The 20,699-nt window shown below is 37.9% G+C and carries 23 protein-coding genes and 1 other RNA gene; 7 read left to right on the forward strand and 17 right to left on the reverse strand.

Annotated features, from left to right (window positions below):
- Positions 1-64: 64 nt before the first annotated feature.
- Positions 65-3,430: a DNA polymerase III subunit alpha gene (gene dnaE / locus ACWM35_RS07290; RefSeq protein ID WP_454816886.1), complete on the reverse strand. Its 3,366-nt coding sequence runs from the start codon at positions 3,428-3,430 to the stop codon at positions 65-67.
- A gap of 198 nt (positions 3,431-3,628) precedes the next feature.
- Here dnaE and ACWM35_RS07295 point away from each other — a divergent pair, with 198 nt between their 5' ends.
- Both ACWM35_RS07295 and ytrI read left to right on the forward strand, forming a co-directional pair.
- On the forward strand, positions 3,629-3,964 hold the full coding sequence (locus ACWM35_RS07295; protein WP_454816888.1) for a YtrH family sporulation protein: 336 nt from the start codon (positions 3,629-3,631) through the stop codon (positions 3,962-3,964).
- On the forward strand, positions 3,961-4,464 hold the full coding sequence (gene ytrI / locus ACWM35_RS07300; RefSeq protein ID WP_454816890.1) for a sporulation membrane protein YtrI: 504 nt from the start codon (positions 3,961-3,963) through the stop codon (positions 4,462-4,464). Before ACWM35_RS07295 ends, ytrI begins: the two co-directional genes overlap by 4 nt.
- Positions 4,465-4,785: 321 nt before the next feature.
- On the opposite strand, the gene ACWM35_RS07305 is transcribed toward ytrI, so the two are convergent.
- Positions 4,786-5,724 (reverse strand): DHH family phosphoesterase, encoded by a 939-nt coding sequence (locus tag ACWM35_RS07305; protein ID WP_454816891.1) that lies wholly within the window; start codon positions 5,722-5,724, stop codon positions 4,786-4,788.
- Positions 5,725-5,824: 100 nt separating this feature from the next.
- Here ACWM35_RS07305 and ACWM35_RS07310 point away from each other — a divergent pair, with 100 nt between their 5' ends.
- Positions 5,825-6,133 (forward strand): YtpI family protein, encoded by a 309-nt coding sequence (locus tag ACWM35_RS07310; protein WP_454816892.1) that lies wholly within the window; start codon positions 5,825-5,827, stop codon positions 6,131-6,133.
- A 37-nt stretch (positions 6,134-6,170) separates the two neighbouring features.
- Here the strand turns inward: ACWM35_RS07310 and ACWM35_RS07315 are convergent, their stop codons facing one another.
- The 3 genes from ACWM35_RS07315 to ACWM35_RS07325 all read right to left on the reverse strand — a co-directional run bounded on the left by ACWM35_RS07315 (position 6,171) and on the right by ACWM35_RS07325 (position 8,588).
- Positions 6,171-7,490: a DRTGG domain-containing protein gene (locus ACWM35_RS07315; protein WP_454816893.1), complete on the reverse strand. Its 1,320-nt coding sequence runs from the start codon at positions 7,488-7,490 to the stop codon at positions 6,171-6,173.
- A 119-nt stretch (positions 7,491-7,609) separates the two neighbouring features.
- Positions 7,610-7,843, reverse strand: a complete 234-nt coding sequence (locus ACWM35_RS07320) for a hypothetical protein (RefSeq protein WP_454816894.1) — start codon at positions 7,841-7,843, stop codon at positions 7,610-7,612.
- A 64-nt stretch (positions 7,844-7,907) separates the two neighbouring features.
- Positions 7,908-8,588, reverse strand: coding sequence for a metal-dependent hydrolase (locus ACWM35_RS07325; RefSeq protein WP_454816895.1), 681 nt, complete (start codon positions 8,586-8,588; stop codon positions 7,908-7,910).
- A 164-nt stretch (positions 8,589-8,752) separates the two neighbouring features.
- Here ACWM35_RS07325 and ACWM35_RS07330 point away from each other — a divergent pair, with 164 nt between their 5' ends.
- Together ACWM35_RS07330 and ssrS are read left to right on the forward strand one after the other, a co-directional pair.
- On the forward strand, positions 8,753-9,850 hold the full coding sequence (locus ACWM35_RS07330; protein WP_454816896.1) for a M24 family metallopeptidase: 1,098 nt from the start codon (positions 8,753-8,755) through the stop codon (positions 9,848-9,850).
- A 56-nt stretch (positions 9,851-9,906) separates the two neighbouring features.
- Positions 9,907-10,104: non-coding RNA, 6S RNA (gene ssrS / locus ACWM35_RS07335), on the forward strand.
- Positions 10,105-10,150: 46 nt separating this feature from the next.
- On the opposite strand, the gene ald is transcribed toward ssrS, so the two are convergent.
- The 3 genes from ald to ACWM35_RS07350 all read right to left on the reverse strand — a co-directional run bounded on the left by ald (position 10,151) and on the right by ACWM35_RS07350 (position 12,006).
- On the reverse strand, positions 10,151-11,272 hold the full coding sequence (gene ald / locus ACWM35_RS07340; RefSeq protein ID WP_454816897.1) for an alanine dehydrogenase: 1,122 nt from the start codon (positions 11,270-11,272) through the stop codon (positions 10,151-10,153).
- Between the two features lie 211 nt (positions 11,273-11,483).
- Positions 11,484-11,684 (reverse strand): hypothetical protein, encoded by a 201-nt coding sequence (locus ACWM35_RS07345; protein ID WP_454816898.1) that lies wholly within the window; start codon positions 11,682-11,684, stop codon positions 11,484-11,486.
- A gap of 148 nt (positions 11,685-11,832) precedes the next feature.
- Positions 11,833-12,006 carry a hypothetical protein gene (locus ACWM35_RS07350; RefSeq protein WP_454816899.1) on the reverse strand — a complete coding sequence of 58 codons (174 nt, stop codon included), beginning with the start codon at positions 12,004-12,006 and terminating at the stop codon, positions 11,833-11,835.
- Between the two features lie 104 nt (positions 12,007-12,110).
- Between ACWM35_RS07350 and ACWM35_RS07355 the strand changes: the two genes are divergently transcribed.
- Both ACWM35_RS07355 and ACWM35_RS07360 read left to right on the forward strand, forming a co-directional pair.
- Positions 12,111-12,560, forward strand: a complete 450-nt coding sequence (locus ACWM35_RS07355; protein WP_454816900.1) for a universal stress protein — start codon at positions 12,111-12,113, stop codon at positions 12,558-12,560.
- Positions 12,561-12,632: 72 nt separating this feature from the next.
- A complete protein-coding gene (locus ACWM35_RS07360) occupies positions 12,633-12,947 on the forward strand; it encodes an ABC transporter C-terminal domain-containing protein (RefSeq protein WP_454816901.1) in 315 nt (104 codons plus the stop codon).
- Positions 12,948-12,984: 37 nt separating this feature from the next.
- Here ACWM35_RS07360 and ACWM35_RS07365 read toward each other — a convergent pair whose 3' ends face one another.
- The 9 genes from ACWM35_RS07365 to sppA form a co-directional block, all read right to left on the reverse strand.
- Positions 12,985-13,500, reverse strand: coding sequence for a MogA/MoaB family molybdenum cofactor biosynthesis protein (locus tag ACWM35_RS07365; protein ID WP_454816902.1), 516 nt, complete (start codon positions 13,498-13,500; stop codon positions 12,985-12,987).
- Positions 13,497-14,339: an EcsC family protein gene (locus tag ACWM35_RS07370; RefSeq protein WP_454816903.1), complete on the reverse strand. Its 843-nt coding sequence runs from the start codon at positions 14,337-14,339 to the stop codon at positions 13,497-13,499. Before ACWM35_RS07370 ends, ACWM35_RS07365 begins: the two co-directional genes overlap by 4 nt.
- Before the next feature lie 90 nt (positions 14,340-14,429).
- On the reverse strand, positions 14,430-15,614 hold the full coding sequence (locus ACWM35_RS07375; protein WP_454816904.1) for an acetate kinase: 1,185 nt from the start codon (positions 15,612-15,614) through the stop codon (positions 14,430-14,432).
- A gap of 235 nt (positions 15,615-15,849) precedes the next feature.
- Positions 15,850-16,833 (reverse strand): class I SAM-dependent methyltransferase, encoded by a 984-nt coding sequence (locus tag ACWM35_RS07380; protein ID WP_454816905.1) that lies wholly within the window; start codon positions 16,831-16,833, stop codon positions 15,850-15,852.
- 204 nt (positions 16,834-17,037) lie between these two features.
- Positions 17,038-17,538 carry a thiol peroxidase gene (tpx, locus tag ACWM35_RS07385; protein ID WP_454816906.1) on the reverse strand — a complete coding sequence of 167 codons (501 nt, stop codon included), beginning with the start codon at positions 17,536-17,538 and terminating at the stop codon, positions 17,038-17,040.
- Positions 17,539-17,692: 154 nt separating this feature from the next.
- Positions 17,693-18,190, reverse strand: a complete 498-nt coding sequence (gene ytfJ, locus ACWM35_RS07390; protein WP_454816907.1) for a GerW family sporulation protein — start codon at positions 18,188-18,190, stop codon at positions 17,693-17,695.
- A gap of 17 nt (positions 18,191-18,207) precedes the next feature.
- The gene (locus ACWM35_RS07395) at positions 18,208-18,900 is read right to left on the reverse strand and encodes a DUF2953 domain-containing protein (RefSeq protein WP_454816908.1); all 693 of its coding nucleotides are present in this window, start codon (positions 18,898-18,900) and stop codon (positions 18,208-18,210) included.
- An 85-nt stretch (positions 18,901-18,985) separates the two neighbouring features.
- A complete protein-coding gene (locus tag ACWM35_RS07400) occupies positions 18,986-19,522 on the reverse strand; it encodes an RDD family protein (protein ID WP_454816909.1) in 537 nt (178 codons plus the stop codon).
- Positions 19,523-19,533: 11 nt separating this feature from the next.
- Positions 19,534-20,544 (reverse strand): signal peptide peptidase SppA, encoded by a 1,011-nt coding sequence (sppA, locus tag ACWM35_RS07405; protein ID WP_454816910.1) that lies wholly within the window; start codon positions 20,542-20,544, stop codon positions 19,534-19,536.
- Positions 20,545-20,699: the final 155 nt, after the last annotated feature.

Consider the following 20,699-nt stretch of genomic DNA (forward strand, 5'->3'; position numbering starts at 1 on the left):
TCCATAGTGGTCAGACCATCCCATCTCTCTTTCAATATAACATATTTGATAAAGTTGTAAAGAATTATTCTTTCAGTACAACATTTTCAGAACCAAGGAAATCCCTTAATAAATCTAATAATTGCTGGCTAGGATGAATCTTAAACTCCGGTCCAAGCCTAATGGTTTTCCGAGTGTCCTCATAAAATAACACAATGTCAGAACTCCCATTATTTCCCTTGAAAAATTGTTTTAATTGCCTTAATGATTGCTCGTCTTGTTTTTCTGGAACAATTTTCAAATATAGAACCGATTGCTTTTTCATATTTGCTTGAATCCATTGTTCGATTTCTGATACGTTCTGGATAATAAACTGCTTCTTTCCATCCCGTTCCTCGACCTTCCCCTCCAGCACAGCAAATTCCCCTTGTGCTAACAAATTAGAGAATTTCTTAAAGACATTTGGGAAAGAAACAGCCTCCATTTCTCCGCTGGCATCACTTATATTCAAAAAGGCCATCGATTCGCCTTTTTTAGTCCGGATTTTTTTCGCAGTGGTAATATACACGCCTACTGCTGCTCGTTTATGTTCGATGCCTAATTCTAGTAGAACCTGTGCTCCAGCCTGTTTAAGTAGTTTTTCGTATAATGAAACAGGATGATCAGAAAGATAAAATCCAAGGGCTTCTTTTTCAAAAGCCAATTTATCCTCTTGTCTGATTGGATCCACCTGTACGTATTTAGGCCTTAACTGCATTTCTTCTTCAGCAAATAATTCGAATTGATTCGAATCGTCTACCTTAAACAATTGGGCATGTTCAAGTGCTACATCAAGAGTCGCTAATAAAACAGCTCGATCCTCTCCAAATTCATCAAAGCTTCCTGAATGGACAAGAACCTCAAGCGTTTTCCGATTAATCGCTTTTGATGAAACTCTAGTACAAAAGTCAAATAAATCTTCAAACCTCTTCATCTTTCTCGACTGAAAGATTTCCCTTAAAGCGACAGCTCCAACACTTTTTATCGCTGCTAAGCTATAGCGGATTCCTAAATGTTCTACTTGAAAGGAAAAGCCGCTAAAATTAATTGAGGGTGGTAAGACAGGTATATCCTTCTGTTTTGCTTCTAGAATATATTGAGCTATTTTTGTTTCATTCCCAATCGCTGACGTCAGCAAGCCTGCCATAAAATACAGTGGATAATTGGCCTTTAAATAGGCAAGCTGGTAGGCAATCATACTATAGGCTACAGCATGACTCCGGTTAAATCCGTAGTTAGCAAACCGAACGATTAAATCATAAATTTCATTGGCAAGCGACGCATGATAACCCTTTTTTAATGCACCTTGGACAAAATGATTTCTCTCTCGATCAAGAACCTCCTTCTGCTTTTTCCCGACTGCTCTTCTTAACAGATCTGCTTCCCCTAAGGAAAAACCTGCCATTGTCGAAGCAATTTGGATGATTTGTTCCTGATAAATTAACACTCCATAGGTGTTCTCCAGAATGGGTTTTAAGTCAGGATGTGGATATTCCACCGGCTGACTTCCATGTTTTCGATCAATAAAAAGCGGAATATTTTCCATTGGGCCAGGACGATATAGTGCGTTCACGGCAACGATATCTTCAAATCTTGATGGCTTTAATCGAAGTAAAACTTTCCTCATTCCCTCTGATTCGAGCTGGAAAATTCCCGTTGTCTCGCCTCTTGCTAATAATTCAAATGTTTTTTCATCATCCAATGGAAGGGTCCGGACATCCAGCTTCTTTCCTTTTTTTCGAGCGATGGAAGCTACAATGGTTTCAATTAACGATAAATTTCTCAACCCAAGAAAATCCATCTTCAATAACCCGATTTCTTCGAGGTGTTCCATCGAATATTGGGTTAAATAAATATTGTTATGTCCTTTTTGAATGGGGATTAATTCCACTAATTGTTTATCACTAATAACAACCCCAGCAGCATGTGTAGAGGTGTGCCGTGGCAATCCTTCAAGCTTCAATGCCGTTTCATACAATTTTCTGTTCAGAGGATTTTCATCAATAAATCTTCTTAAGCCTGGGGATTCTTTGTACGCATCTGTTAAATTCATCCCTAATCGCCCGGGGATCAGCTTTGATAATTGATCCAATTCTTTCGAATTTAAACCAAAAGCTCTGCCAACATCTCGGATCGCCGCTTTTGCCGCCATTGTTCCAAAAGTAACGATTTGGGCAACATGTAATTCTCCATACTTCTTTGCGACATATTCTATCACTTCATCCCGCCTGTGATCAGGAAAATCAATATCTATATCTGGCATTGAAATCCGCTCTGGATTTAAAAATCGTTCAAATAATAAATCATGAGTGATAGGGTCAACATCTGTTATATAAAGAACATACGCGACAAGCGATCCTGCAGCTGATCCCCTTCCAGGTCCTGTCAAAATACCATTTTCCCGCGCATATCTCATAAAATCCCAAACAATTAAAAAATAATTACTAAATTTCATCCGTTTTATAACTTCAAGTTCATAAGTTAAACGTTGATAATATTCTTCTGTTGGCGCTGAAAAACGCTCATTTAGCCCTTTTTTACAAAGTATTTCTAAATAATCCTCTGAAGAATGGCCGTTTTCCGTCGGAAAGGAAGGCAAATACGTCTTATTCAAATCAATATCTACCGTACACCTTTCTGCAATATGTATGCTGTTTTCCAAGGCCTCAGGGATCTCCGAGAATTGTTCCACTATTTCTTCTGCTGTTTTCAAATAATAATGATCATTTTCTAATTTTTCCCGATGATCATCCTGCAATTTTTCACCATTTTTAATGGCTAACAGACATTCGTGAGCGAACATATCCTCTTTTTCTAAGTAAAAGACTCGGTTTGTTGCAACTAAAGGAATGTTTAATTCTTTTGAAATCCCTTTAAATTGTCTGTTGATTAGTTCTTCATCTTCGAGTAAGTGATCTTGTACGGCTAGGAACAGGTTCCCTTTACCAAAAATCATTTGAAGCTTCGTCACTAACTCGACAGCCTTATCACGATCATTTCTTAATAGGAGCTGTTCAATTTCCCCTTCAACTCCTGGCGTTATTGCAATAAGCCCATCTGAATAATGTTTTAACCACTTAAAAGGTAGGCCGTTCTCTGACTTTGTTTGTACAGCACTTGAAATTTTTAATAGATTCCTAAACCCTTTAATATTTTCCGCTAACAAAACAAGTGGAAATGATTGCTCCGTTTCCCAGTCACTTTGGATATCCACCGTTAACCCAATAATCGGTTTTATATTATTTTTCTTGCATAATTTATAAAATTCAATCGTTCCGTACATAACATTTCGGTCCGTTAGAGCAAGTTTTGTAAATCCTTTTTTCTTTGCATTTTCAATCAAATCAGGGACCGAGGCGGTACTTGATAATAAACTATAAGCGCTATAAACGTGAAGGTGAATAAAAGACATTTTTGTCACCCCTTTCAACTTTTTCTCTTATTTTTATTATAGTGCTAAAAGCCAAAAAAGGAAAATATGTTCTTATTTATAGAAAACCGGAGGCACCTTGCCTAGGCGGTGGAGCTAGACAATTTTATCTTCATTCATAAACATGTCTGTTTGTCCATATACATGGGTAAGAGGATATTTGTAAGGGCGGTTGAAAAAATGAAGGAAATCGGTTTTATTCCTACTTTTATTGAGAGCTATTTTATTGCATTAGGAGTAATTCTTGGAGGAGCATTGATTGGGGGAATCGCTTCCTTCCTGACAGGACAACCTCCGCTCACAACGGTTTACCGATTATCAACAGACTTAAGAATTTGGGCGATCGTCGCGGCAATTGGCGGTACCTTTGATGCAGTATATAGTTTTGAAAGAGGGATACTTAATGCTGAAACAAGAGATCTTTTCAAACAAATCCTCGTCATCATATCTGCCTTAGGCGGAGCCCAAACCGGAGCACTGTTAATTAATTGGTTAACACAGGAGTATATTTCATGAGAATTCCCCCTTATTACCGATATCCCTCTTGGCAGCGTTTCTTTGCTGGTATGGCCATAGGTGGAGCGATTAGCTGGTGTATTTTTTTATATATTTTTGGTGTTTGGCAGGAAAAGCACACGGCACTTATTAAAGAACAAACAGAGGATATCCTTGATCTTGAAAATGAAAAAAAGATCTGGCAGGAGGAATATAAAGAGATTAATAAACGAACGATAGAACAGCTTACGATTCAAAAAATCAATGTAAAATTAACAAATGGGGAAAAATACGATCTCGACTTGTTAAGTGTTTCAGAGATTGAAGACGCAATCAAAGATGATATTAGTATGATGATCGCAAAGGATTTGGATACCGTTTATAAAAGTAAGGAATTAATAAAAAAAATTATTCATAATAAAACGGTTAAAATTCAAGAGAAGCGATATAATCTCCAAGTAAAAGAAATGGTATTTTATTCAACCCTCACCATTCATATAGAACTCGAATTTGAAAAATAAGAAAAGCGCAAGCGCCTTGTCCAGGGGCGACAGGCATAAGACGAGCCGGCGAGAAGGTTGTTCTTAAACCTTCTTGACGGATTGACCGAAAAGTGGAGGCGACTGTACTGGGACACAGGCGTAAGACGAACACTGAAAGAAGGCGCTTTTTGCCTTCATTCAGTGGGCGGCTTACGACTTGAGTCCCAAGGAGCCGGAACTAGACAAGCTTATGACCCGAGCCTCTAGGCGCTGGAGCTAGACAATTCTCAAAGTCGAATTTTTTCTATCTTATCAAAATAAAAATCGGCCCGAAAAAAATTCGTGGCCGATTCCTTATTTTTAGTAATTATCGCAAACTACGCTTAATTCTTTTAATACATTGTCTACTTCATCCCATGAATATATAGAGGCACCGGAAGCAAGTGGATGGCCGCCACCTTTAAACTTTCGCGCGACGGTGTTAATGATTGGGCCCTTAGAACGAAGGCGAACCCTAATTTGGTCGTCCTCCTCAATGAAAAAGACCCAAGCTTTAATTCCTTTAACATCTCCCAAAGTCCCAACAAGTAAGGATGCCTCAGCTGGCACTGCTCCATACTCATTGAGCAGTTCCTTCGTTAGAACTACAGAGGCAAGTCCATTACTTTGCATCTCAAAGTTTTGAAGAATATAGCCATTTAATTTAATGATATTTGTATCTAATTCATACATACTGTCATAGAGTTCAGTACGTGAAAAATTATAATGAATTAACTCCCCAGCATAAGCAAAGGTCTTGTCCGTTGTACTCGGAAATAGGAATCTCCCTGTATCACCAACAATCCCGCCAAATAAAAGACGGGCTGCCTCATCATTCATTGTCAGTCCCTTATCTTTACCGAATAGATAAAACTCGTAAATCATTTCGCTGCATGAACTTGCAGATGTATCCACCCATAATAAATCTCCATATGGATCTTCATTTGGATGATGATCAATTTTAATCAGCATATCTCCAAGTGGATAACGGCTGTCACAGATTCTCTCAAGGTTAGCCGTATCACAGACAATTACTAATGCCCCTTTAAACACCTCATCTTCAATCGAATCTAACCGGCGCATGAAATGGAGTGACTTTTCTTCTTTCCCAACTGCATAAATCTTTTTATCAGGATAAGAAGCTTTTAAAATTTCTACTAATCCACACTGAGATCCATAAGCATCCGGATCAGGACGGACATGGCGGTGGACTATGATTGTTTCGTATTTTTCAATCGCTTCTAATATTTTCGCTTTCATCTTATCACCTATTAAGAGTATTTTGAATCAATCATGTAATTCTGGTAAAATAGTTATGTATGAATAAAATCATATATTTTTGGAACTTGGAGGAACACCAATGTCAGTTCTTGTTTTCTTAATTGTTATTTTATTTGTTTTCTATTTATTTTATAAAACAAAATACTTTAGAAGCAATCGTCCAGTTGAAAAGAAATGGCTTGCTGCCAAATCTAATATCGCGCTTGGATTGTTTGTAGCTCTATTCGGAATTAACCATTTACTTTTCATTTCCCAAACCACCGTCACCATTATTGTTTCGGTAGTGTTTATGATTTATGGCGGTGTTTTTACCTTCGTTGGAATAAAAAAATATAAACATTATCTTCCTTTTGCTATCGAAGAAGCTAGAAGTATGAAAGTAAATTAATGAACGAGAGCCGCTTTTGGAGATAAAGCGGCTTTTATTAATTCCTATCAAGCAATTGACACATCATCATTGCTTTCCCAACTAAAATACCTTCACTGAATACTTCAACATCTACCTTCCCAAACTTCCGTCCCACTTCAAGCACTTTCGGATAAATTTCTAATATACTTTCCATTTGAACAGGTTTGATAAAATAGATTGTCATATTTTCAACCACGAGGTCGCCCTTTTTATAGCTTCGTAAAATCCGGTTGGCCGCATCTGAAACAATCGTAGTGAAAACACCATAGGAAATGGTACCAAGGTGGTTGGTCATTTGCGGGGTTACCTCACAGGTATAGACTTCTTCCCCCTTCGCTTTTCCCCTCATTAATTCCATTTGGTTGGTAACAATATCATCGATTGTTTCCCCTACCTGAGGCTGTCGCTGGTTCATTTGCAATGCCTTTAGGACATCTTGTCTGCTTATAATTCCCTCTAGCCGATTGGCTTCGTCCACTACTGGTAGAACTTCAATTCCTTCCCAAACCATCATATGTGCAGTTGAAGCAACACTTGTCTTGCCGCTAACTGTCATAGGCTGCTTGGTCATAATTCGGTCTATTGAAACATCAACACTCTGCCCTAGTATATCCTTAGACGTTATCATCCCTTGAATTTTCATATTTTGATCAACAATGGGATAGCGACTGTGGGTTGTTTTTTGATTAAACTCATGCCATTTTGCTACCTTATCCGTTGTTTTTAAATAAAAGGTATCTGCTAATGGAGTTAAGATGTCTTCGACAAGAATAATTTCCTTCTTGATTAACTGGTCATAAATAGCACGGTTAATCATTGTTGCTACAGTAAATGTATCATAGCTTGTTGAAATGATCGGCATTTCCAGATTATCTGCTAATCTTTTGACATGATCCTCCGTATCAAAGCCACCCGTTATTAAAACCGCTGCTCCAGCTTTTAAAGCAAGTTCATGTGCCTGTGTCCTGTTTCCGACAATTAACAGATTATCGGGACCAGTGTAACGCATCATCGCCTCTAATTTCATCGCACCAATGACAAATTTATTTAGTGTTTTATGCAAGCCAGCTTTACCACCTAAAACTTGTCCATCCACAATGTTTACTACCTCTGCAAAGGTAAGCTTTTCGATATTCTCTTTTTTCTTTCGTTCAATCCGAATCGTTCCTACCCGTTCTATCGTACTGACATAGCCTTTATTTTCTGCATCTTTAATTGCTCGGTAGGCAGTTCCTTCACTGACAGTCATCGCCTTGGCGATCTGACGCACTGATATTTTTTCCCCAACAGGAAGTTCATCAATGTATTGTAGAATCTGTTCATGCTTAGTAGCCAAGACCTTCACCCTTTATATTTATATTCCCTTATAGTAGAGTTCTATATCTCCAGAATAACTTAAATTCATTATAAAGTGTAAAAAGCCTTGATTCAAATGCGGTTTATCACATATTTTCATTAAAAGGAACGTGATTTTCTTTTTAATTGCTGCGGCTGGCGGTTTTTAGCATTTCGTTTTGGACTATAAAGCATTGCCGTTAAATTACCGGCAATCACGATTAAAGCGAACGAAAGCCAAGTAATGGCGAATACTCCCTCCATACCTTCTGCAAAAATGGATAGTTTTGGAACGGCATAATAAAGCATAAATCCGCAAAGCAAAAGACAAAGTAAAAATCGATTTTGTTTCAAGTTATTTCCCCCTCAAGAATAGAATGCTTGGTTAATCTTTATGCTTGAAAGGAGAAAAAAAGTATTATAATTCTAGAGATTCGCCTGGTGCAAGAACGATTCCGTTATGTTCTTCTAGCATTTCGATAAACTTATTTGGATCCTGTTTGATAGGTGGGAATGTATTAAAGTGGATCGGCACAACTGTTTTCGCTTGTAATAGTTTTGCCGCATAGCCTGCATCCTCTGGTCCCATTGTAAAATTATCTCCAATCGGTAAAAAGGCAATATCAATTGGGTGCCTTTCACCGATCAGCTTCATATCAGAAAATAAAGCTGTGTCACCTGCATGGTAAATGGTTTTCCCTTCATTCATAAATAGAACTCCTGCTGGCATTCCGCAATAAACGATTTGATTATCAGCTGTCACAAAGCTAGAACCATGAAAAGCTTGAGTCAGTTTCACTCTACCGAATTCAAATTGATAAGAGCCGCCAATACTCATTCCATGAGTGTTCACTCCCTGCCAGCTCAAAAATTCAGAAAGCTCATGAGGAGCAATTACAAGGGCATCATGCTTTTTCGCTAATGCAACTGTATCACCGACATGGTCATTATGACCGTGTGTTAAAATGATTACATCCGGTTTGACCTCTTCCACATTAAGATCGGTCAACGTGTTTCCCGTAATAAAGGGATCAATAAAAATCGTTTTCCCATTTGTGTTAATTTGGACAACAGAGTGGCCATGATAAGATACTTTCATTCTCTCATCTCCTTTAATGGTTGTTATCTAAAATACTTCCATAAAAACATTGAAATTCCTTCCTCATTTATTACCATTATTGTTCTGTGATAGAAGTAGACATTTTACTTTTTTCAGTAATATTGATACGCTCAGTAAGGATTATTTTTTAGGAGGAGAAAAAAATGAGTCAGCGTTTAGAAAGATTACAAGCGTGGATGAAGGAAAATGAAATCGAAGTCAGCTTCATTACCTCTTCTGAGAATGTTTTTTATTTAAGTGGATTTTTTTCAAATCCACATGAGCGACTACTGGCATTAGCGGTATTTCAAGAGGAAGAACCATTCCTAGTTTGTCCGGGAATGGAAATTCATGATGTCAAAAATTCTGGTTGGAACCATGAAATCATCGGATATAGCGATATCGAAAATCCATGGGAACTAGTTCAGCGAGCTATTGCGAGAAGAATAAGCAGTATCGGAAAAGTTGCCATTGAAAAAGAACACATGAATGTAGAACGCTACGAACAACTTTCAACTTTATTCCCGCAAGCTGCGATTGTTTCTGCCGAAGAAAAGTTAAGAATACTGCGAATGATAAAAGATGCTAAAGAATTAAAAGTGATTGAAGAGGCTTGCGCCTTAGCCGATTATGCAATTGAAGTTGGCTGCAGTGAAATCCATGAAGGAAAAACCGAATTAGATGTCCTCAATGCTGTTGAGTATGCCCTTAAGAAAAAAGGGGTTACAGAAATGTCCTTTTCGACTATGGTACTTACTGGTGCCAATGGTGCTTCTCCGCATGGTAATCCAGGGATGACGAAAATCCAAAAAGGGGATTTGGTGTTATTTGATTTAGGTGTTGTCGTGGATCGGTATTGCTCAGATATTACGAGAACCGTTGCCTATGGTGATATCAATGAAAAGCAAAAAGAAATATATGACACTGTCTTAAAAGCACAATTAGCTTCAGTGGAAGCAAGTAAGCCAGGCGTAACGGCTGCAGAAGTTGACTTAACTGCCCGCAGAATCATTGCTGAAGCTGGTTACGGGGAATATTTCCCGCATCGACTCGGTCATGGGCTTGGAATTAGTGTTCATGAGTATCCTTCTTTGACGGAAACCAATGGGCTAATCCTTGAAGAAGGAATGGTCTACACGATTGAACCAGGTATTTACGTACCGAATGTAGCAGGTGTCCGGATCGAAGACGATATATATATCACGGCTGACGGCGCGAAGGTCCTAACAATGTTCCCTAAAGAACTGCAGATCATCCGCTAATATTTTTGGATTTTATTAACATTTGAAATATCGTGATAGATGCTGTATATTACTAATACAGGCTGCGTTGTTCGTAGTGATAATAAAGTTTTAACCTTTAAGCTGTAATAGGGAGTTTTATATTCGAGGTCATAATGACAAGCCTCTGTCTAAATTGACATGGAGGACATGCAGGAAGCTTCGCGCGAACACCCACTTTGAGGAGTGGTGGTTTAAAACTTTCTTATATGAGGTACGGCAAATGCGGCTATAATTGAAATGATATTTAAAACCAGCTTCTAAAGAAGCTGGTTTTTTATTTTACTGCTGTTCTAATAATGTTTTTGTATTCGAGTAAACTAGTCCGTGAGCTTCTGCCACAGCCTCATAAGTTACATATCCACCAAGAGTGTTAATACCTTTTAATAAAGCTTCATTCTCTAAACATGCCTTCCGATAGCCCTTATTGGCAATTTGGACAGCATAAGGTACTGTTACATTTGTTAACGCAATCGTTGAAGTTCTTGGTACTGCACCTGGCATATTCGCAACAGCGTAGTGGACAACTCCATATTTAATATAAGTTGGGTTATCATGTGTGGTAATCCGGTCAGTTGTTTCAAAGATTCCACCTTGGTCGATTGCAATGTCCACAACGACACTGCCAGGTTTCATCAATTTAATCATTTCTTCGGTTACCAACTTTGGAGCTTTTGCACCAGGAATCAGAACCGCTCCAATCACTAAGTCAGACTCTTTAATCGCTTCGGCAATATTATAAGGATTGGACATTAAAGTCGAAACATTTGAGCCAAAAATATCATCCAGCTGGCGTAGACGATCTGGATTCAAATCGATAATCGTTACCTTTGCCCCTAGTCCAATCGCCATTTTCGCGGCATTGGTACCCGCTACCCCTCCGCCAATAATCGTTACTTTCCCACGTTGAACACCTGGAACTCCTGAAAGAAGTATTCCTTTACCTCCATGAACTTTTTCAAGGAATTGTGCACCAATTTGGGCAGCCATTCTGCCGGCTACTTCACTCATTGGAGTTAACAAAGGTAAAGAGCGGTTATTAAGTTGGACTGTTTCATAAGCAATTCCAACAACTTTGCGATCAATTAATGCTTTCGTTAATTCAGGTTCGGGAGCTAAATGTAAGTATGTAAAGAGTATTAATCCTTCCCGAAAATATTGATATTCGCTTGGAAGCGGCTCCTTTACCTTCATAACCATTTCCATTGACCATGCTTCTGAAGCAGTTTCCACTATACTTGCCCCTGCAGCTGCATAGTCTTCATCGGTAAAACCCGAACCTAATCCTGCCCCTTTTTCGATAAAAACCTCATGACCAAAATTTATCAGGCTAACAACCCCAGCAGGTGTCATGGCAATACGGTTTTCATTATTTTTTATCTCTTTAGGAACACCGATTCGCATGTGATTACCTCCAAAAATATTATCTATTGTAAAATATATACAAATAAAGCTTTTATATTTCTGTTTTGGCAGTAAAGATTTCCAGTACTTTACCACTAATTTAAAAACAACTACAATGTACCAAATTCTGTGATGGTACCCAAACTTTAATAAAATGTATTAAAAAGGCTTTGCAGCAGAGAACTGCAAAGCTTTGCCTTTTCGGTAAAATTTAGTACCATGGAAAGTATGGGTAAGGGTAATAAGGATATGGATATGGGTATGGATAGAACGGGTATGGTCTAACCGCTGCTCCTAGTGCTAATCCTCCTAAGAATCCTAATGGAAATCCAAATCCAAAGCGACGACGACCAAAGCCGCCAAAGCCACCGAACCCGAATCCTGGACGAATTCTCATATCATGTTGATACATGTGCATATTCCTCCTCTTAGTTTCTAACTCACACTAAAGAATATGCACAAAAACGGATAGATTCTTGGGTAAATGTCCTTATCGAATAGAATTTCTAGTTATCTACATAGAAAAGCTATCCACCCGAATGTGAATAGCATCCCATTTATCATTCTGTTAAATGAAAACCCTCAGCAGCCTGAAAATCATCCCTACTTGCCTCTGCCTCACCTTCGCCGATAAATCCGCTATTATACGAATTCATAATTTGCTCGCTTACTTCATTTGCCCCCGTCTCATCAAACTCAAAAGAAAATGTTCTATTCGGATCCTGTATTGACATAAGACTAACCTCCCTCTAGAAATGTATTACTTCTATATGTTTCGAAAAATTGAAACAATTATTCCTAGAAAAAATTGTATAATTAAAGTAAGGAGGGATAATTAATGAACGGAAAATATGAACATATATTAGTCGCAGTGGATGGTTCTACTGAAGCGGAGTGGGCGTTAAAAAAAGCCATTGACATCGCCAATCGAAATCAGGCGAAGTTATTATTAGCACATATTATTGACACAAGATCATTTTTGTTAATTGATTCCTATGACCCAGATATTGCAGAGCGGGCCAATAAGCTTGCGATCGATATGCTTGAAGGATATCAACAAGAAGCACTCGATCGAGGAGTAGCACAAGTTCACTATGAGATAGAATATGGCTCTCCCAAAGTCAAAATACCTAAAGAGCTAGCTAAAAAACATTCCATTGATTTAATTATTTGTGGTGCCACGGGAATGAATGCAGTTGAGAGGTTCCTAATTGGCAGTGTTTCTGAACATATTACTCGATTTGCCCCTTGTGATGTCCTCGTTGTCCGTACAAAAAAAGAATCCTAAACAAACTTATTGTGAATGAACTCCTGTTGTATAGTAGAATGAATGTAATACTTACTTCTTGGAGGCTATAACATGAAAGAATATTTTTCTTTCGACCACCGGCTTGGCATACTGATCCCTGATATCTCAGAAGAATGGGACCATTATAGTGAAAACATCCAAAATGAAATTCTCTTCTATTGGGAGAAAATTCGTGGCACCATCCCTGACCGAATTGCTGAACTTGAAAAAAACATTAATCAAAAACAAGCTCAGCTTTCTGACGAAAGTAATTTTACCCGTTCCTGTCAACTCAACAACGAAATCGCTGACCTCGCTTCGATTATCAATGATTTATGGCTATGGTACAGGGCGAATCAAACCATCTCAGGGAAAATGCACTCATAAAGAAAGTAGAAGCACCATCAAGGCGCTTCTACTTTTTTTATGATAAATCCTTCTTAATCTCCTTCACCACATGTCCAAGCTCTGGCAAGATAAGTTTATTCATTGCCAGCTTAACAGCACCGGTAGAACCTGGCGTTGAAAAAAGGGCTGTATTTTTAGCAACTCCTGCTATTGCGCGTGAAAGGATGGCGGCTGAGCCAATATCCTCCTGATAGCTCAACATTCTGAACAATTCACCAAAACCAACCATCTCTTTTTCAAGGATTCCCTGTACGGTTTCAATCGTTACATCTCTTTTGGCGATTCCTGTTCCACCGTTTGTTAGGATAACATCAATATCCTCCTGCTCACAGCCTTTTAAGATTTCAGCATGAATCGGCTCAGCTTCATCCTTAACAATCACATAATCCACAATCGTATGCCCGGATTCTTCAAGCAGATCTATCATTAGCTTTCCGCTTTTGTCTGTATCTTTATCTCTTGTATCGCTCACTGTTATAACTTTACATTTTACATTTTTTTGAGCTGTTTTTTTATGCTCAGCTGTACTCATCCCTCTAACTCCTCTTTCTCTTTCAAATATCGAAGCTGATAATATTTATGAGCGACTTCTGTTACTTTTCTTGTTAATTGATAATTGGCAGCTGCCCCAATTGTCATGCTGACAAGTGGGATTCCCTGTATTACTTTTTTTCGAAATAAGCTAATAACTAACGCCTTAAACAATTGCTGAATAGGCTGCTCGAGCCAGGTCACATCGGTAATTTCATCATTTCCTTGATAAAAATAGTGATCCTTACTTGAACCAATTTCATTTACTAATACGGACCATCCCTCTTTTTGGAGACGTGCAGGTAATGTTGCTGTATGGAAGACCTTCAAAGAAGTCATCATTTCATGAGGTGTGTTAACTTCAAAGCCATATGTCATAGCAATTAATTGAATCGCCCGTAGATTGATTACCGCTATTGCAGGTATATCCGTACCAAGAAGAAGGGGGCCTCCAGTTCCAGCTAAACCACCTTGAGCGAAGGAATATAAACGATGCCTCGCAATTTGCTGCATCGCAATATACTGTAATTGATTCATATCTAATTGCTTTAAATCGTCTATTTTTTCAATTTCCTTGTTAAAAATCCGCCCTGAAGAAAGAATTCTTTCCTTTGCATCCATTTGAAGCTGAGACCCTTGAATCATTCCATGTAAGTGAAACAACCAGCTATCAATTACAGAAAAAAACTGACGCTGAATTTTTTCTGGTAATAACGAGAAGGAGCGCTCTAAATATTTTTCATATGTAAGTTGTAAATCATTGGCTTCATACTGATATAAATTCTTCTCCCATTCCCGAATTTCAAATAAAACTTCAGCTTCACGGTTCGTCAATGACATAGCTTTCCTCCTTACTTCCTCCATTTTCTTTCAGTATACCATATGTAAAAAAAAGACAAGCATCCGTTAGTGAATGCTTGTCTTTGAATATTAGGCTAAACGAACAACGTCACGGGCAATCATGACTTCTTCATTTGTTGGGATAATGATAACCTTAACAGGTGAATGCGGATAGTTAATAAAAGCTTCTTCGCCTCTTACTTTATTCAGTGCTGGGTCCCAATAAACACCCATAAATTCAAGACCTTTTAAGACATTTTCTCGAATAACATCACTATTTTCACCAATACCAGCTGTAAAAATAATCGCATCTACTCCAAACATCCGTGATGCATAGGAGCCGATATATTTATGAATACGATTAGCAAAAACATCGAGGGCAAGCTGGGCACGCTCATTGCCTTTCCCTGCTTCAACTTCAATATCACGTAAATCACTGGAAAATCCGGAAACACCTAACATACCACTCTTTTTATTTAGTACATCAAGTACTTCCTCAGCAGTCTTGTTTGTTTTTTCCATAATAAATGGAATTAACGCTGGATCAATATTTCCTGAACGTGTTCCCATGGTTACACCAGCAAGTGGTGTAAAGCCCATTGAGGTATCGATAGACTTTCCGCCTTCAATCGCTGCAATACTTGCTCCATTTCCTAAGTGACAAGAAATAAGACGAAGCTGGTCAACTGGACGTCCTAACAATTCTGCTGCACGTTGGGAAACATACTTATGGGATGTTCCATGGAAGCCATACTTACGAATTCCAAACTTTTCATAGTACTCATACGGCAGGCTGTACAGATACGAGCTTTCTGGCATCGTTTGATGGAATGCTGTATCGAAAACCGCTACTGCTGGGACGTTGGGAAGTACCTGTTTAAAGGCTTTAATTCCCGTTACATTAGCAGGATTATGCAATGGTGCTAATTCTGATAGTTCATCGATTTTTGCAAGAACTTCATCAGTAATTAGAATGGAATCATTAAATTCTTCTCCCCCATGGACCACACGATGTCCAATTCCTTCAATTTCATTTAGGGACTGGATAATTCCTAATGTTGTCAGCTTATCTAAAAGCATTTTTACTGCTACATCATGATCAGGAATATTTGTGGTTTCTTTAATTTTTTCATCATTCACTGAAATCGTAAAAATGGAATCATTCAAGCCGATTCTTTCAATCAGTCCTTTTGTAATGACTTCTTCGCTAGGCATTTCAAATAACTGAAACTTTAATGAAGAACTGCCAGCATTAATTGCTATGATTTTGGACATTTGGTTACCGCTCCTTTATAAATCAACATCGGAATAATCAACATATTCATACAAGATTATTTTGCACAAACCGACATTGAATATTGCTCTCATTTCCTCATTTAATCACTGTATATATTTCATTTCAAGGAGGAATTTAGGAGGAAACGGTTACACTCTAAATATAAATTAATTCGAATTGTTCCAAAGATTACAACAAAAAAGAAAAACGATAAACCGATAGGAAGATATCGGATTATCGTTTATTTTCATTAAACCATTTTTCAATTTTTGTTAGAATCTTGTCCATCTCTGAAGCATTCGAAAGGTTAGGCAGGTCTACGAGCAGAGCTTGTTTTGGTGCCTGTATCCCTTCCCCTTTTTTCTGCAAAACTAAAATGCTTTTTGCTGCATTTTTATTTTTAAACATACTGATAGGCAATTGCAGTAATCCTTGAACAATAACATGATCTTTAAAATATTCCTTAAGCTGTGGTGCTTGTTCACTTTCAAATAGGCCATTCGGAATAATTAAAAATAAATAACCACCTGAGTTAGTGTGCCGGATACTTTGCTCAATAAATAAATGGTGAGAATAAGAGTGTCCTTCATTAGCCTTCAATTGATAATCAGCTGCTCTAACATCATTCGGATAGTAGCCTATCGGCAAATCAGCAATTACAGCATCAACAGGATCAATAAATAATGGTTCGAGACTATCCTGATTAAAGAACTCAATCGGATGTTCCTGCAGGTTTGCACTAACATAGGCGAGTTTGATTAACAGGTCATCAATCTCTACCCCAAGTGAATCAATCTTATTTGGTAACTGGTTTAAAACGGTGGTCAATAAATTTCCGGTACCAACAGCAGGATCGAGGAGGCGGAATGTGGGCTGCTTCATAAATTTTTGTACTAAATAGCCAACTAACATTCCCACCGTATCCGGCGTCATTTGATGGTTAGGTTGAACATTTTCCTTCATTCCTTTTAGGATGACAAGCTGGAAAGCCTTGCGGATCTCCTCCTTCGAAAATCTGCCTATATGAATATCTTCATACTGTTTCTTAAGTCTTTTCTCAGTTAATTCACTAAGCTCATCCTGAAGGATCGAACCATGAAATAAATTTTCACCTGTTTCGGCCAAGGCCTCTAAATATGTACAACCTAATTCTTCCTGTAAGATTAAAGCTGTTTCGTTGAATAAAGTAAAAAGCTGCTCTACTGGAGATATTTTCATTGTCTCACTCTCCTTTAACTCCAATTATTTTAATCGTATAAAGAAAACTTGGCAAGCACCAAGCCGTTAGGAGCAGGAGATTGCCTAGTTGCACTTATACTTAATTCCTAAAAATTTTAACTACGTCGAGATATCTTCAGTGCTAAATTTTTTCACTTTAACGTATAAAAGGCCTCGTCAATACCGAGGCCTTTTGTTCTTCAATTATTTCGCGTTTCTAGCTGCTTCTAATGCTGCTTCGTAGTTCGGGTGGTTCGTTGCTTCACTTACATATTCTACATAAGTAACAGTGTCAGTGGAATCCACTACAAACACAGCACGAGCTAATAATCGTAGTTCTTGAATCGCAACACCGAAAGCTTCTCCAAACGAAAAATCGCGGTGGTCAGATAACGTTTGAACGTTTTCGATTCCGTTTGCTCCGCACCAGCGTTTTTGTGCAAAAGGTAGATCCACACTGATCGTAAGAATTTTAACATCTCCTAAGCTGTTTGCTTCTTCATTAAAGCGGCGTGTTTCTGCATCACACACTCCAGTATCTAAAGAAGGAACTGCACTGATTAAACGAACTTGACCTTTTGTGTTTTCTAATGTAATTGGCGATAAATCATTCGCAAGTACAGTGAAATTAGGAGCTTTATCTCCTACCTTAACTTCATTACCAAGTAAAGTGATCGGGTTCCCCTTGAATGTTACATTTGCCATTATTTTATCCTCCTTTGTTTGTAAAGAGCTTCTTTCATTTGCGCACATATGTACAGTGTAAATATATCTTTTCAGAATCTTTTTTGCAATTATTCTGTACCAAACCATGAAAAAAGTTAATCTTCCTAGGACAGTGGAAGATTAACTTTTAACGTTATATTTCAAATTCCTGCATTTTGTTTTGGGACTGCTGATTTTGTTGGGATCCCTGCTGTTGCCCCGATCCTTGTTGCTGTTCATTTTTTTTCGAGAACATTTGTTGAATTTTATCAACAGCCTGTGGTGCAAGCTCTAAGATTTTTTCATAAAGATGAGTGCTTTCATCTAAGTGAAGCATTTTCACCCCTTGAGAATTAACAATTAAAAAGGCAATGGGAGTGATAGAAACGCCGCCTCCGCTACCACCGCCAAATGGAAGCTTTGGTTGCCCTTGTCCCTGACCTTGGCCTTGACTTTGACCTTGTGACCCTGAACTATCGAGTTTAAATTCACTTCCACCTGCAGCAAACCCAAATCCTACTTTAGAAACCGTAAGAATAACACTTCCATCAGGAGTTTCAACAGGGTCACCAATGATGGTATTTACATCAATCATTTCCTTTAAACTTTCCATCGCCGTGTGCATTAAGCCTTGAATTGGATGATCAGACATAGCGAGTACCTCCTCTTTCAAACAGATTTAGATTTTTCTTTAGAATAAGCAGTATTCATTTCAAGATTTGGGCGTCCGCCCTTCCAGAATTTAATTAGTTTTAATCCTGCTAAAATAGCATACCCGATGCGAAACTGAATAATACATGTAAGCCGGGTTTGAATAACAGCAAATTGGAAATGTGGTGTGACCGATAAAACAGGCATTTCCTTTAGCTTTAAAAAATGACTAAGCATGCCAATAACACTGCCTTTTATTGTCCATAATGCTCCTGTTGCCATTCCAGTTAAAGCTGCATCACCTACCCCTAGAAGGGAATGCCATTCAAAGTGTTTGATCGTCATTTTATTCAGCAGTTTTCTAATAATCACAAACATATGATTGACATGTTTAAGAATTTCATTAAAATCTTTTAATCTTTTCTTCACTTTATTCGGAGTGATTTGTTGTTCCATTTCATCCGATTCATCTGATGAATTCCCCATATGTGCATTTCCATTCACAACAACACTAGGTGAATTATCATCAATTTTAATTAAAGGAACATTGATTTTGTATTTTATTATTCCAAACCAAATCTTAAATTCAAGCTTTAAATCATCATTGTCATTATGGTGATAATAATTGATAATGACTGTTAATTTCGTAAATATGATAACTAGTATTAAAAATAGGAGAATTATAAGGGCAATAAGCAGCCAAATCAACATTGTTCACAACCTTTCAACATTTTAGTATCTCTTAAGGCAAAAAAAATAAACCTGCCAAATATAGTTGGCAGGTTTATCACATTTTTCATCGTTCAACATGTATTACTGTCGTATCGGAAAACAGGTCGTGAAGCCCTTGTTTTTTTGGTAAAAAAGCTACAATAATATACCCGATAACAATGGTTACAGAGATGAATCGACCGATCCATTCACGAAATAAAATCGTTCCCCAGGATAATTGATCTTTTTTCAAATCAATTACTTTAATTCCAAAAACCATTTTTCCAATTGTTTGTTTGAAATACTTAGTCATTAACACGAAGTATAAATAAAATATGATTGCTGAGGCAATAGAAAATGGCGCAAACATATTAAATTCTCCTAATGGTATTTCAAGTAATCGAAACAAGGGTTTTACTAACAGACGCTCTATACTCCCAACAACAATCAAATCAAGAAGATAAGCCCAGAAGCGCATCCAAAACCCGGCATATCGGAACGACTGTTCACTATCCTGTATTGGAGTATTAGCATCCTCATCTTTAACCTCGAATTTCTCTTCTTCGGGAGAATGATTAACCATTACATCGGATTGATTCAGATTATTTTCATTCATTTCCATTTGCTCTCCCCCTATTCCGCATACAAATACATAAGCCGTGGAGAATTTGGTTTTGAGAGCATTTCCATAAGGCCTGTCATTTCATTTTCACTGCTCAATAGGTTTTGAAGCTTCATACTAAACAAGGAACCAAAACCAAGAACATCTGTGTACCGAACGACCTTCGCATCCTTCAAATTTTCGTCCTTTTTCATCTGTTCAATGACATCATCTAAGTAACCAAATCCGTCAATAAGTCCAGAATCCAACGCTTGCCTTCCATCGTAAATCCGGCCATCAGCAAGCTTTTTCACTTGTTCCTCCGTCATCTTGCGACCTTCTGAAATAACCTTCACAAAGCCTTGATAGGAATTATCAATCATTTGTTGAAGTATTTGCCGTTCTTCTTCGGTCATTTCTCTAGTTGGGCTCATAATGTCTTTATATGGGCCACTTTTAATTGTAACAAAATCGACTCCATATTTATCCGCTAAACCTTCATAATTGACACCTTCCATGATGACCCCTAAGGAACCAGTCAGTGTCTCTTCACTGGCATAGATTTTTTTCGCTGGTGCTGAAATATAGTAACCGCCTGAAGCAGCCATTGAACCCATTGAAATATAAACAGGTTTTTTCGTTTCTTTTTGGATTTCAACCAGTTTATCATGAATTTCTGCACTTTCTACTACGCCGCCTCCGGGAGAGTTGACTTTGATGATGATTCCTTTTACAGTATCATCCTCTTCTATGTATTTTAATTTTTCCATAAAGCCTTGATGATTGTAACCAGAACTTTGCAGTAACGACTCTGCATCCCCAGTATCTTGAATGACACCATCAACATCTAGGACAGCAATCTTTTTTAATTCATTGCCTTCTTCAATAATCTCCTCTGTAAAAGGGAGCTCCGCTGCCGCCAAAAAGTCAGTTATATCCGTTTCAACACCTTTAAAGGCGAATGCCGATAGCGAATTGATTACGATTGAGACAAAAAATAATGCAGCCGCAATACCCAAGGCAGCCCATCGTTTTCCGTTCATAGTCTCTCCTCCTTATGTCTATTGTTTGAATTTTAGCCTATGCAATTTCATATCGTTTCATGAAAATGCTAAACTTAACTAAGACTATGTTTTATTTTACCAAATAATAAATTTAAAATGGGGAACTATTTACAAAATCAACATTAGGAGGGAAT

This window comes from Neobacillus sp. K501, from assembly GCF_053749995.1.

Coding starts and splice junctions, on each gene's coding strand:
- ACWM35_RS07305 (WP_454816891.1), bottom strand. CDS start 5,724: ATGAAAGCGAAAATATTAGAAGCGATTGAAAAATACGAAACAATCATA.
- ACWM35_RS07370 (WP_454816903.1), bottom strand. CDS start 14,339: ATGTCATTGACGAACCGTGAAGCTGAAGTTTTATTTGAAATTCGGGAA.
- ACWM35_RS07360 (WP_454816901.1), top strand. CDS start 12,633: ATGAAAGAATATTTTTCTTTCGACCACCGGCTTGGCATACTGATCCCT.
- sppA (WP_454816910.1), bottom strand. CDS start 20,544: ATGAACGGAAAACGATGGGCTGCCTTGGGTATTGCGGCTGCATTATTT.
- ACWM35_RS07295 (WP_454816888.1), top strand. CDS start 3,629: ATGAAGGAAATCGGTTTTATTCCTACTTTTATTGAGAGCTATTTTATT.
- ytrI (WP_454816890.1), top strand. CDS start 3,961: ATGAGAATTCCCCCTTATTACCGATATCCCTCTTGGCAGCGTTTCTTT.
- ald (WP_454816897.1), bottom strand. CDS start 11,272: ATGCGAATCGGTGTTCCTAAAGAGATAAAAAATAATGAAAACCGTATT.
- ACWM35_RS07350 (WP_454816899.1), bottom strand. CDS start 12,006: ATGTCAATACAGGATCCGAATAGAACATTTTCTTTTGAGTTTGATGAG.
- dnaE (WP_454816886.1), bottom strand. CDS start 3,430: ATGTCTTTTATTCACCTTCACGTTTATAGCGCTTATAGTTTATTATCA.
- ACWM35_RS07355 (WP_454816900.1), top strand. CDS start 12,111: ATGAACGGAAAATATGAACATATATTAGTCGCAGTGGATGGTTCTACT.
- ACWM35_RS07380 (WP_454816905.1), bottom strand. CDS start 16,833: ATGAAAATATCTCCAGTAGAGCAGCTTTTTACTTTATTCAACGAAACA.
- ACWM35_RS07395 (WP_454816908.1), bottom strand. CDS start 18,900: ATGTTGATTTGGCTGCTTATTGCCCTTATAATTCTCCTATTTTTAATA.
- ACWM35_RS07345 (WP_454816898.1), bottom strand. CDS start 11,684: ATGTATCAACATGATATGAGAATTCGTCCAGGATTCGGGTTCGGTGGC.
- ACWM35_RS07400 (WP_454816909.1), bottom strand. CDS start 19,522: ATGGAAATGAATGAAAATAATCTGAATCAATCCGATGTAATGGTTAAT.
- tpx (WP_454816906.1), bottom strand. CDS start 17,538: ATGGCAAATGTAACATTCAAGGGGAACCCGATCACTTTACTTGGTAAT.
- ACWM35_RS07325 (WP_454816895.1), bottom strand. CDS start 8,588: ATGAAAGTATCTTATCATGGCCACTCTGTTGTCCAAATTAACACAAAT.
- ACWM35_RS07375 (WP_454816904.1), bottom strand. CDS start 15,614: ATGTCCAAAATCATAGCAATTAATGCTGGCAGTTCTTCATTAAAGTTT.
- ACWM35_RS07330 (WP_454816896.1), top strand. CDS start 8,753: ATGAGTCAGCGTTTAGAAAGATTACAAGCGTGGATGAAGGAAAATGAA.
- ACWM35_RS07365 (WP_454816902.1), bottom strand. CDS start 13,500: ATGAGTACAGCTGAGCATAAAAAAACAGCTCAAAAAAATGTAAAATGT.
- ytfJ (WP_454816907.1), bottom strand. CDS start 18,190: ATGTCTGATCATCCAATTCAAGGCTTAATGCACACGGCGATGGAAAGT.
- ACWM35_RS07310 (WP_454816892.1), top strand. CDS start 5,825: ATGTCAGTTCTTGTTTTCTTAATTGTTATTTTATTTGTTTTCTATTTA.